This window comes from Streptomyces sp. NPDC020807 (assembly GCF_040641575.1).
Lineage (GTDB): Bacteria > Actinomycetota > Actinomycetes > Streptomycetales > Streptomycetaceae > Streptomyces.
The window spans coordinates 55885-65720 of record NZ_JBFADU010000020.1 but is presented as its reverse complement, the minus strand read 5'-3'; the positions used below and the strand labels follow the sequence as shown (position 1 = coordinate 65720).

Below are 9836 nucleotides of genomic sequence, written 5' to 3'. Positions count from 1 at the left end.
GCCGAGGGCGAGCAGGTCCTCGACGAGGCCCGCCAGGCCGCCGACAAGCGCCGCGCCGACGCCGCCGAGCAGGCCGACACCCTCGTGGGCGAGGCACGCGCCGAAGCGGAGCGGATCGCCGCGGAGGCCGCCGAGCTGCGCGCGGAGGCCGAGCAGGTCAAGGCCGACGGCGAGGCCCACGCGGAAGCGCTGCGCGAGGCCGCCATCGCCGAGGGCGAGCAGGTCCTCGACGAGGCCCGCCAGGCCGCCGACAAGCGCCGCGCCGACGCCGCCGAGCAGGCCGACACCCTCGTGGGCGAGGCGACGGCCGAGGCCGAGCGGATCGCCGCGGAGGCGGCCGAGCTGCGCGAGACGACCGCGCGGGACGCCGAGCGGCTGCGCGCCGAGGCCGAGCAGGTCAAGACCGACGGCGAGGCCCACGCGCAGGCCCTGCGCAACGCGGCCCTCGCCGACGCCGACCAGGTCATGGACGAGGCCCGCAAGGCGGCCGACAAGCGCCGCGCGGACGCGGCGGAGCAGGCCGACACCCTCGTCGGCGAGGCGACGGCCGAGGCCGAGCGGATCGTCAACGAGGCCGCCGAGCTGGCCGATTCGGTCGGCCAGGAGGCCCGTACCGAAGCCTCGCGGACCGTCGGCGCGGCCGCGGAGGAGGCCGAACGGCTGCGCGCCGAGGGCGCGGAGGCGCTCGCGGCGGCCCGGCAGGACGCCGAGCGGATCCGTACCGAGTCGGAGCAGGTCAAGGCCGACGCCGAGGCGGCGGCCGAGCAGATGCGCGCGGAGGCCCGCGAGGAGGCGGACCGGACGCTCGACGAGGCGCGGGAGGCCGGTGCCCGGAAGCGTTCGGACGCGGCCGAGCAGGCGGACCAGCTCGTCGCCAAGGCGCAGGAGGAGGCGCTGCGCGCCACCACCGAGGCCGAGACGCAGGCGGACACGATGGTCGGCGCGGCCCGCAAGGAGGCCGAGCGGATCGTCGCCGAGGCGACCGTCGAGGGCAACACCCTGGTGGAGAAGGCGCGCGCGGACGCCGACGAGCTGCTGGTCGGCGCGCGCAGCGACGCGACCGCCATAAGGGAGCGCTCGGAGGAGCTGCGCAGCCGCGTCGAGAGCGAGATCGAGGAGCTGCACGAGCGGGCGCGGCGCGAGACGGCCGAGCAGATGAAGACGGCCGGGGAGCGCGTCGACAAGCTGGTGACGGCCGCCACCGAGCAGCGGACCGAGGCCGAGGAGAAGGCGAAGGAGCTGGTCTCCGAGGCCAGTTCGGAGGCGAGCAAGGTCAGGATCGCCGCCGTCCGCAAGGCGGAGGCGCTCCTCAAGGAGGCCGAGCAGAAGAAGGCCTCGCTCGTCGCGGAGGCCGAGGCCATCAAGGCGGAGGCCGAGCGCATCCGGGCCGAGGCCGAGGCGGAGGCCGAGCGGACCGTCGAGGAGGGCAAGCGGGAGCTCGGTGTGCTCGTGCGCAGGCGCGAGGACATCAATGCCGAGATCTCCCGTGTCCAGGACGTTCTGGAGGCGTTGGAATCTTTCGAGACTCCGTCAGGGGGCACGAAGGATGGGGTCAGAGCGGGAGCGTCGTCCGGCGTCACTCGTTCGGGTGGCAAGTCCCAGGACGGCTAGCCACTCAAAAGGCTGGACATTCTCCAGATCAAACGGGCATACGCTCGATGACACGCCGCTTCGGCCCCTAGGATTCCCTCTAACACCTCACCGGTCTCATTCGACAGGAAACCCATGAGCGACACATCCTCCCCCTTCGGCTTCGAGCTCGTGCGGCGTGGTTACGACCGCGGTCAGGTGGACGACCGCATTACGAAGCTCGTGTCCGACCGCGACAGCGCGCTCTCCCGCATCACCTCGCTGGAGAAGCGCATCGAGGAACTCCACCTCGAGACGCAGAACGCCCAGGCGCAGGTCACCGACGCCGAGCCGTCGTACGCGGGCCTCGGCGCCCGGGTCGAGAAGATCCTCCGACTGGCCGAGGAGGAGGCGAAGGACCTGCGCGAGGAGGCCCGTCGCGCCGCCGAGCAGCACCGCGAGCTGGCCGAGTCGGCCGCCCAGCAGGTGCGCAACGACGCGGAGAACTTCGCGGCGGAGCGGAAGTCGAAGGCCGAGGACGAGGGCGTCCGGATCGTCGAGAAGGCGCAGGGCGAGGCCAACTCGCTGCGCGCCGAGGCGCAGAAGGACGCGCAGTCGAAGCGCGAGGAGGCGGACGCCCTCTTCGAGGAGACCCGCGCCAAGGCCGCCCAGGCCGCCGCGGACTTCGAGACCAACCTCGCGAAGCGTCGCGAGCAGTCGGAGCGCGACCTGGCCTCGCGTCAGGCCAAGGCCGAGAAGCGCCTCGCGGAGATCGAGCACCGCGCGGAGCAGCTCCGCCTGGAGGCCGAGAAGCTGCGCACGGACGCGGAGCGCCGCGCCCGTCAGACGGTGGAGACGGCGCAGCGCCAGGCCGAGGACATCGTGGCCGACGCGAACGCGAAGGCCGACCGCATCCGCAGCGAGTCGGAGCGTGAGCTCGCGGCCCTGACGAACCGCCGCGACTCGATCAACGCCCAGCTGACCAACGTCCGCGAGATGCTGGCCACCCTCACGGGTGCCGCCGTCGCGGCCGCCGGCTCCCCGATCGACGACGAGCGCGCGGCCGGTGTCCCGGCCCAGCAGTCGCGTTGACGTTCCGGGCCCGTTGACGAACCCGGTCGCGACAGCCCCGTGGGCGAACCGGTCGTGAACAGCTGAAGAGCGGTGCGCGAACCCCCCGTCACTCCGGTGGCGGGGGGTTTTGCGCGCCTTTAGGTTGGTACGCATGATCGAGCTTGAGGGCCTGACCAAGCGCTACGGCACGAAGACGGCGGTCGACCATCTCTCCTTCCAGGTCCGCCCGGGTGTCGTCACGGGCTTCCTCGGGCCGAACGGGGCGGGCAAGTCGACGACCATGCGGATGATGCTCGACCTGGACAACCCGACGAGCGGGACGGTCCGGATCGACGGCAAGCACTACCGGGAGCTCGACGAGCCCCTGAAGTACATCGGGGCGCTGCTCGACGCGAAGGCGATGCACGGCGGCCGGTCCGCGTACAACAACCTGCTGTGCCTCGCGCAGTCCAACCGGATTCCGGCGAGCCGGGTGGGCGAGGTGCTCGACCTGGTGGGTCTGACGGCGGTCGCGAAGAAGAAGTCGAAGGGTTTCTCCCTCGGCATGGGCCAGCGGCTCGGCATCGCCTCGGCGCTGCTGGGCGACCCCGAGATCCTGATGTTCGACGAACCCGTCAATGGTCTGGACCCCGAGGGAATTCACTGGATCCGCAATCTGATGAAGGCGCTCGCCGCCGAAGGGCGGACGATCTTCGTCTCCAGCCACCTCATGAGCGAAATGGCGCTGACGGCCGATCACCTGATCGTGATCGGGCAGGGAAGACTTCTCGCGGACACGTCGATGGCGGATTTCATCCAGCAGAATTCGCGGAGTTTCGTACGTCTTCGCTCCCCGCAGCAGGAACGGCTGCGGGACGTTCTGCACGCGAACGGGTTCGTCGTCGTCGAGGCCGGCAACGGCACCCTCGAGGTGGACGGGGCGAGCACGGAGAAGCTGGGCGAGCTGGCGGCGGGCAGTGGGCTCGTGCTGCACGAGCTGAGCGCCCAGCGGGCCTCCCTCGAAGAGGCGTTCATGCAGATGACGGCCGGTGCGGTGGAGTACCACGCGCACGGCACCGACGTGGGGGCCGCGGCGGCCCCCGGCCCCCGGTGGGGCTCGACCTCCGAGGGAGCCTGAACGATGGCAGCGGCATCCGCGGTCCTCCAGTCCGAGTGGACCAAGATCCGGACGGTCTCGTCGACCGTGTGGACGCTCGCGAGCGCGTTCCTCGTCACGGTGGCGATGAGCGCGGCGCTGTGCGCGCTCATGAAGTCCACCTTCGACGACCTGAGCGAGGCCGAGCAGGCCACCTTCGACCCGACGTTCGTCAGCTTCTCCGGGATGATCCTCGGCCAGCTGGCGATGGTCGTCTTCGGGGTGCTCGTGGTGGGGACCGAGTACTCCTCCGGCATGATCCGCACCTCGCTCGCGGCCGTGCCGCAGCGGGCGGCCTTCCTCTTCTCGAAGGTGTCCGTGGCCGGCGTCCTCGCCCTCGTGGTGGGGCTCGCGACGAGCTTCCTGTCGTTCTTCCTCGGGCAGGCGCTGCTCGGCGAGCACCGGGCGTCGATCGGCGACGAGAACGTCCTGCGGGCGGTGGTCGGCGGCGGGCTCTACATGGGGCTGATCGCGCTCTTCTCGATGGGTGTGGCGACGATGCTGCGCTCCTCGATGCTCTCGCTCGGCATCCTGGTCCCGTTCTTCTTCCTGATCTCGCAGATCCTGTCGGCGGTGCCGAAGGCGAAGGAGGTCGCGAAGTACTTCCCCGACCAGGCCGGCTCGAAGATCATGCAGGTCGTGCCGAACGCCATGGACACGGAGAAGGCCCCGTACGGCCCGTGGGGCGGGCTCGCGATCATGCTCGTGTGGGTGGTGGCGTCGCTGCTCGGCGGCTACGTGGTGCTGAAGAAGCGGGACGCCTGACCCCGTACGCCGCTCCCCCGTACGCCGCTCCCCCGCACCCGGTACGCCGCTCCCCCTCCCGCATCCCGTAGGGGACGACCAGGGAATCTCCCGGAGATTCCCTGGTCGTCACTTTTCCGCCGACGGGAACCGCCGGCGGCTCGATAAGCTCCTAGCTCGTACGTACGCACGCACGCGACGACCTGTCGATGGGGCTGGAGAATGATCGAGGCAGTCGGCCTGACGAAGCGCTACGGCGCCAAGACGGCCGTGTACAACCTTTCCTTCCAGGTGAGGCCCGGTGTGGTCACCGGGTTCCTGGGGCCCAACGGGTCCGGCAAGTCGACGACCATGCGCATGATCCTCGGCCTCGACCAGCCGACGGCGGGCCATGTGACGATCGGCGGGCACCCCTTCCGGCAGCTGCCGAACGCGCCCCGGCAGGTCGGCGCCCTGCTGGACGCCAAGGCGGTGCACGGCGGGCGGAGCGCGCGCAGCCACCTCCTCTCGCTCGCTCAGCTCGCCGGCATCCCGGCCGGCCGGGTCGACGAGGTCCTCGGCGTGGTCGGACTCCAGGACGTCGCCAAGCGGCGCTCGAAGGGCTTCTCGCTCGGCATGGGCCAGCGGCTCGGCATCGCGGCGGCGCTCCTCGGCGACCCGCAGGTGCTGCTCTTCGACGAGCCCGTCAACGGCCTGGACCCCGAGGGCATCCTCTGGGTGCGGAACCTGATGAAGAAGCTGGCCGCCGAGGGCCGGACCGTCTTCGTCTCCAGCCACCTCATGAGCGAGATGGCGCTGACCGCCGACCACCTGATCGTCATCGGCCGGGGCCAGCTGCTCGCGGACATGCCGGTGAAGGACTTCATCTCGGCGAACTCCGCCGACTTCGCGCGCGTGCGGACGCCCGAGGCGGAGCCCGTGCAGCGGGAGAAGCTCACGGCGGCGCTCATCGGGGCGGGCGGCCAGGTGCTGTCCGAGCCGGACGGCGCCCTGCGCGTCACGGGCCTGCCGCTGCCGAGGATCAGCGACCTCGCCCACGGGGCGGACGTACGGCTCTGGGAGCTCTCCCCGCACCAGGCCTCCCTGGAGGAGGCGTACATGCGGATGACGCAGGGCGCGGTGGACTACCGCTCCACCGACGACCGGCTCGCCCACCTCCAGGCGCCGCAGCAGGGGCAGCCGGGTCAGCAGGGCCAGCCGGGGTACGGGCTCCCGCAGCCGCCTGCCGTGCCCGACGTGCCGCAGCAGGGCTGGTACGCCCCGCCGCCGCCCGGGCAGAACCCGTACGCCACGGCTCCGGCGCCCCAGCCCCCGCAGCCGGGCCCGGCGGGCACCCCGCAGCCGAACCAGCCGACCCAGCCGACCCAGGCGCCGCAGCCGGTCGACACCACGAAGGACCCCCGATGACCGCCCCGACCCACCAGCCGTACGCCGCCCCGGCGCCGCACGCCTACGTGTCCCCCATCCCGGTCCGCAGAGCGACCCTCGGCGACGCCCTCGCCTCCGAGTGGACGAAGATCCGCTCGGTGCGGTCGACGATGTGGACGCTCGGCGTCATGGTCCTGCTGATGCTCGCCATCGGCCTGGGGGTCGCGGCCATCGCCTCGGCCTCGAACGAGTCGCTGGGCGACGAGTCGGCGCTCGCCTTCGGCTTCTTCGGGATGCTGCCGGCCGCGATCTGCGTGATCACGCTCGGCGTCCTCACCATCGCCTCCGAGTACGGCACGGGCATGATCCGCACGACGCTGACGGCCTGCCCCAGCCGGTCGCGGGTGCTCACGGCGAAGGCGGTCGTGTACTTCCTGCTCGTCTTCGCGGTCTGCCTCGTCGTCACGGGCGTCGTGGGGGCCGCGCAGGTGGCCATGGTGGACGCGGCGTCGGCGCCGACGACCGAGCAGTGGCTGCGGGCGACGGTCGGCGCGAGCTCGTACCTCGCGTTCCTCGGTCTCGTCGCCCTGGCGGTGGGCACGATCATCCGGCACTCGGCCGGCGCCATCACGGTGATGATCGGCGTGATGCTGCTCCCGCTCGTGGCCGCCATGTTCATGATGGCCGAGGCGCTGCGGTCGCTGCAGGAGTTCCTGCTCACGTACGCGATCCCCTCGCAGATGATCGCGCTCTACAGCGAGAAGGCGCCGTTCGACAACGGCCCGGCGGGCTGGGAGCCCGTCCTGATCGTGGCGGGCGTCGCCGCCGCGGCGCTCGGCGGCGCCTACGCCCTGCTGAACAGCCGGGACGTCTGACGTCCGCCCCCGGTCTCAGTACCGGGGCGCGTTCCTGGACCGCTGCACCCTGCTGGTGCGGCGGTCCTTCGCGTTCCAGCACGCCTTGTGCCAGTGACGGCGGTCGTCCACGCCGCCGTACTCGGGCCAGGCGACGACGTGCGGGGCGCCGGGCGGGATCTCCTGGTCGCAGCCGGGGCAGCGGTAGCGCTTGCCCGGGGAGCTCGCCCCGGCGACCAGGCGGACGTACCACTCCTCGCCCTGCCAGGTCTCGCTGCGCTGCGCACCGCCGTACCGGTCGCCGCGGTCGCCCTGGGGCTGGTCGGGCTTCTCGCCGCCTCGGGAGCGGTTGTGGCGCGGTGACACGGGCACACCTCACGGGGTCTGGGAACACGGACCGTTCTTCCCAGCCTACGGGCCGCGACGCGGTGCCCCCGGCCCGTCCCGGAGCGGCTTAGCCGAAAATCGCAAGAACTTCATGAACGGCCGTTGCCTTTGGCACGTGTCAGACGTTGTTGCCAGTGCGAGGGGAGATACGCGTCCGCCCCAAGGAGGCAGCAGCGATGCGCGTGGGTACGTTCGTTCTGGCCGCCCAGTTCCCGGGCCAGGGGCAGGGAGAGGCGTTGCACCGGGCGGTGCGGACCGCCGAGGTCGCCGAGGAGGCCGGGCTCGACTCGGTCTGGCTGGCCGAGCACCATTTCGTGCCGTACGGGGTCTGCCCCTCGGCCGTGACGCTCGCCGCGCTGCTCCTCGGCCGGACCAGGCGGCTGCGGGTGGGCACGGCGGTCAGCGTGCTGACGACCGTCCACCCCGTCGCCCTCGGCGAGCAGGCGGCGCTGCTGCACCTCACCTCGGGCGGCCGGTTCACCCTGGGGGTCGGCCGGGGCGGTCCCTGGATCGACCTGGAGGTCTTCGGGGCGGGTCTCCCCGCGTACGAGGAGGGCTTCCCCGCATCGCTCGACCTGCTGCTCCGCTGGCTGACCGAGCCGCGCGTGGGCGCCGACGGCGAGCGGTTCGCGTTCCGCGAGGTGGCGGTGGTCCCCCGGGCCGACGAGCTGATCGGCGGGCCGTCCTCCCCCGAGGTCGTGGTGGCCTGCACCTCGCCGAAGAGCGTGCGGCTCGCGGCGGAGCGCGGGCTCCCGATGCTGCTCGGCATGCACTGCGGCGACGAGGAGAAGGCCGAGATGGTGGGGGCCTGGGCGCGGTGGGCCCGGGAGGCCGGGCGGGACCCGGACGAGATCGCGCGGATCGCGGACGGCCACGTCTCGGCGGGGGTGGCCCAGCTGGCGGACCGGTCCGCCGACGCGGCGGAGACGCTCGTGAAGGCGATGCCGGGCTGGCTGAAGCAGGGTCTGGACGCCCACGTGACGGTCGACGGCCGGTACCGGTCGATGCGGGACCCGGTGGCGTACACGGAGCTGCTCTGCGGCCTCCACCCGGTGGGCACGCCGCGGCTCGCGGCGGACCGGCTCGCGGCGACGTCGGAGCGCACGGGCATCACGCGCTTCGCCCTGCTCGCGGAGGGCTCGGGCGACCTCGCGGCCACCGAGGAGAACGTTCGGCGGCTCGGCGCCGAGGTGCTCCCGCTGCTCGCGTGAGCATGCACGTGTACGTGTACGTGTACGTGTACGTGTACGTGAGCGAGGGTGTGCCGCCGCTCCGGCCTTCCTCCGTGGGCGACGCGCGTCGGCGCGCGTCGACCACGACGTCTCCCGCGAGGCGGGGCGGCGGCACCATGTCTCAGCAGTCGCGCAGTTCCGGCGACTGGTTCAGCAGCTGCCCCCTGATGGACGTGAAACGGGCGAGCCGCTCGTCCACCGCGGGGTCCAGCGGGAAGACCGCCACCCGGTGGCAGTTCTGGAAGGCGAGACGCACCCCGAAATGCCGCTGCAGGGCGCCACGAATGGCGTCGCTCGCGAGCGCGCGCAGCAGCTGACCACGTGCCTGCTCATTCGGCGGCGGCGTCTGGTTGTCGGCGAACTCTCCGCCGTCGACCTTCAGCTGGGCCACCAGAGAACTGATCATCTCCCATGCGTAGGGCAGGGAGGTCCGGACGCAGTCGACGAAGTCGGCTTCGTCGACCTCGCCTCGCTCGGCCTGTTCCAACAGTGCCGGTGAGACGTCGAGCGACATGGGTTCTCCTCTCGCGACCCCGCGGACGGGGTCTTGCGGGCAGGGACGAAGGCCGGCCTACGCCACGCAGCGTGCACGGACGACGACCTCCAGCTTCCACGGTAAGCGCGCAGACCTGGCCGCACCAGAAGATTGGGAACACAACCGGCTGATAACCGACGGGTGTTCGGCCAATGATGATGCCCCGGAGGCGCACGGACGATGCCGGGGCGACGCCCGAATCGCGCGGAAGAGCGCCCGTCTTGTAGCGTTGCGGACCATGCGTCTCGTCATTGCCCGTTGCTCCGTGGACTACGCGGGTCGACTCACGGCCCACCTGCCCTCCGCGCCCCGTCTGATCCTCGTCAAGGCCGACGGCAGCGTCTCCATCCACGCGGACGACCGGGCGTACAAGCCCCTCAACTGGATGTCCCCGCCGTGCACCCTGAAGGAGGGTGTCGACGGCGAGGAGGGCGTCTGGACCGTGATCAACAAAGCGGGCGAGAAACTGATCATCACGATGGAGGAGATCCTCCACGACTCCTCGCACGAGCTCGGCGTGGACCCCGGTCTCATCAAGGACGGCGTCGAGGCCCACCTCCAGGAGCTGCTCGCCGACCGCATCGAGACGCTCGGCGAGGGGTACACCCTGATCCGCCGCGAGTACCCGACGGCGATCGGCCCCGTCGACATCCTGTGCCGCGACGCGGACGGCGGGACGGTCGCGGTGGAGATCAAGCGGCGCGGCGAGATCGACGGCGTCGAGCAGCTGACCCGCTACCTGGAGCTGCTCAACCGCGACCCGCACCTCGCGCCGGTGAAGGGCGTCTTCGCGGCGCAGGAGATCAAGCCGCAGGCGCGGGTCCTCGCGACGGACCGGGGCATCGGCTGTGTGGTCCTCGACTACGACGCCCTGCGCGGCATCGAGGACGACAAGCTGCGCCTCTTCTAGTCCTCCTCACGTGTACGGGAAAGGCCCC

The 9836-nt window shown here is 71.7% G+C and carries 9 protein-coding genes and 1 pseudogene; 8 read left to right on the top strand and 2 right to left on the bottom strand.

What is annotated here, in order from left to right; all coding sequences use genetic code 11:
* The 6 genes and pseudogenes from AB0G79_RS25250 to AB0G79_RS25225 all read left to right on the top strand — a co-directional run.
* A pseudogene (locus AB0G79_RS25250) lies at nucleotides 1-1611 on the top strand (hypothetical protein); the annotation flags it as partial.
* A gap of 114 nt (nucleotides 1612-1725) precedes the next feature.
* The gene (locus AB0G79_RS25245) at nucleotides 1726-2661 is read left to right on the top strand and encodes a cellulose-binding protein (RefSeq protein ID WP_360810130.1); all 936 of its coding nucleotides are present in this window, start codon (nucleotides 1726-1728) and stop codon (nucleotides 2659-2661) included.
* A 133-nt stretch (nucleotides 2662-2794) separates the two neighbouring features.
* Complete coding sequence (locus AB0G79_RS25240; RefSeq protein ID WP_360810129.1) at nucleotides 2795-3760, top strand: ABC transporter ATP-binding protein; 966 nt, start codon at nucleotides 2795-2797, stop codon at nucleotides 3758-3760.
* 3 nt (nucleotides 3761-3763) lie between these two features.
* Nucleotides 3764-4543: an ABC transporter permease gene (locus tag AB0G79_RS25235; protein ID WP_360810127.1), complete on the top strand. Its 780-nt coding sequence runs from the start codon at nucleotides 3764-3766 to the stop codon at nucleotides 4541-4543.
* Between the two features lie 201 nt (nucleotides 4544-4744).
* Complete coding sequence (locus AB0G79_RS25230) at nucleotides 4745-5929, top strand: ABC transporter ATP-binding protein (RefSeq protein WP_360810125.1); 1185 nt, start codon at nucleotides 4745-4747, stop codon at nucleotides 5927-5929.
* On the top strand, nucleotides 5926-6765 hold the full coding sequence (locus tag AB0G79_RS25225) for an ABC transporter permease (protein ID WP_360810123.1): 840 nt from the start codon (nucleotides 5926-5928) through the stop codon (nucleotides 6763-6765). The genes AB0G79_RS25230 and AB0G79_RS25225 overlap by 4 nt, the downstream gene beginning before the upstream one ends.
* A gap of 15 nt (nucleotides 6766-6780) precedes the next feature.
* Here the strand turns inward: AB0G79_RS25225 and AB0G79_RS25220 are convergent, their stop codons facing one another.
* Nucleotides 6781-7110, bottom strand: coding sequence for an ATP/GTP-binding protein (locus tag AB0G79_RS25220; RefSeq protein WP_360810121.1), 330 nt, complete (start codon nucleotides 7108-7110; stop codon nucleotides 6781-6783).
* Nucleotides 7111-7307: 197 nt separating this feature from the next.
* Between AB0G79_RS25220 and AB0G79_RS25215 the strand changes: the two genes are divergently transcribed.
* A complete protein-coding gene (locus AB0G79_RS25215) occupies nucleotides 7308-8342 on the top strand; it encodes an LLM class flavin-dependent oxidoreductase (protein ID WP_360810119.1) in 1035 nt (344 codons plus the stop codon).
* A 142-nt stretch (nucleotides 8343-8484) separates the two neighbouring features.
* Here AB0G79_RS25215 and AB0G79_RS25210 read toward each other — a convergent pair whose 3' ends face one another.
* Nucleotides 8485-8877, bottom strand: coding sequence for an SCO5389 family protein (locus tag AB0G79_RS25210; protein ID WP_356542766.1), 393 nt, complete (start codon nucleotides 8875-8877; stop codon nucleotides 8485-8487).
* Between the two features lie 259 nt (nucleotides 8878-9136).
* Between AB0G79_RS25210 and nucS the strand changes: the two genes are divergently transcribed.
* On the top strand, nucleotides 9137-9808 hold the full coding sequence (gene nucS, locus AB0G79_RS25205; protein ID WP_360810117.1) for an endonuclease NucS: 672 nt from the start codon (nucleotides 9137-9139) through the stop codon (nucleotides 9806-9808).
* Nucleotides 9809-9836: the final 28 nt, after the last annotated feature.

What these genes read in the sequence shown, in the direction of transcription:
- AB0G79_RS25245 (WP_360810130.1), top strand. Translation starts at nt 1,726, where the DNA reads ATGAGCGACACATCCTCCCCCTTCGGCTTCGAGCTCGTGCGGCGTGGT.
- AB0G79_RS25240 (WP_360810129.1), top strand. Translation starts at nt 2,795, where the DNA reads ATGATCGAGCTTGAGGGCCTGACCAAGCGCTACGGCACGAAGACGGCG.
- AB0G79_RS25235 (WP_360810127.1), top strand. Translation starts at nt 3,764, where the DNA reads ATGGCAGCGGCATCCGCGGTCCTCCAGTCCGAGTGGACCAAGATCCGG.
- AB0G79_RS25230 (WP_360810125.1), top strand. Translation starts at nt 4,745, where the DNA reads ATGATCGAGGCAGTCGGCCTGACGAAGCGCTACGGCGCCAAGACGGCC.
- AB0G79_RS25225 (WP_360810123.1), top strand. Translation starts at nt 5,926, where the DNA reads ATGACCGCCCCGACCCACCAGCCGTACGCCGCCCCGGCGCCGCACGCC.
- AB0G79_RS25215 (WP_360810119.1), top strand. Translation starts at nt 7,308, where the DNA reads ATGCGCGTGGGTACGTTCGTTCTGGCCGCCCAGTTCCCGGGCCAGGGG.
- AB0G79_RS25210 (WP_356542766.1), bottom strand. Translation starts at nt 8,877, where the DNA reads ATGTCGCTCGACGTCTCACCGGCACTGTTGGAACAGGCCGAGCGAGGC.
- nucS (WP_360810117.1), top strand. Translation starts at nt 9,137, where the DNA reads ATGCGTCTCGTCATTGCCCGTTGCTCCGTGGACTACGCGGGTCGACTC.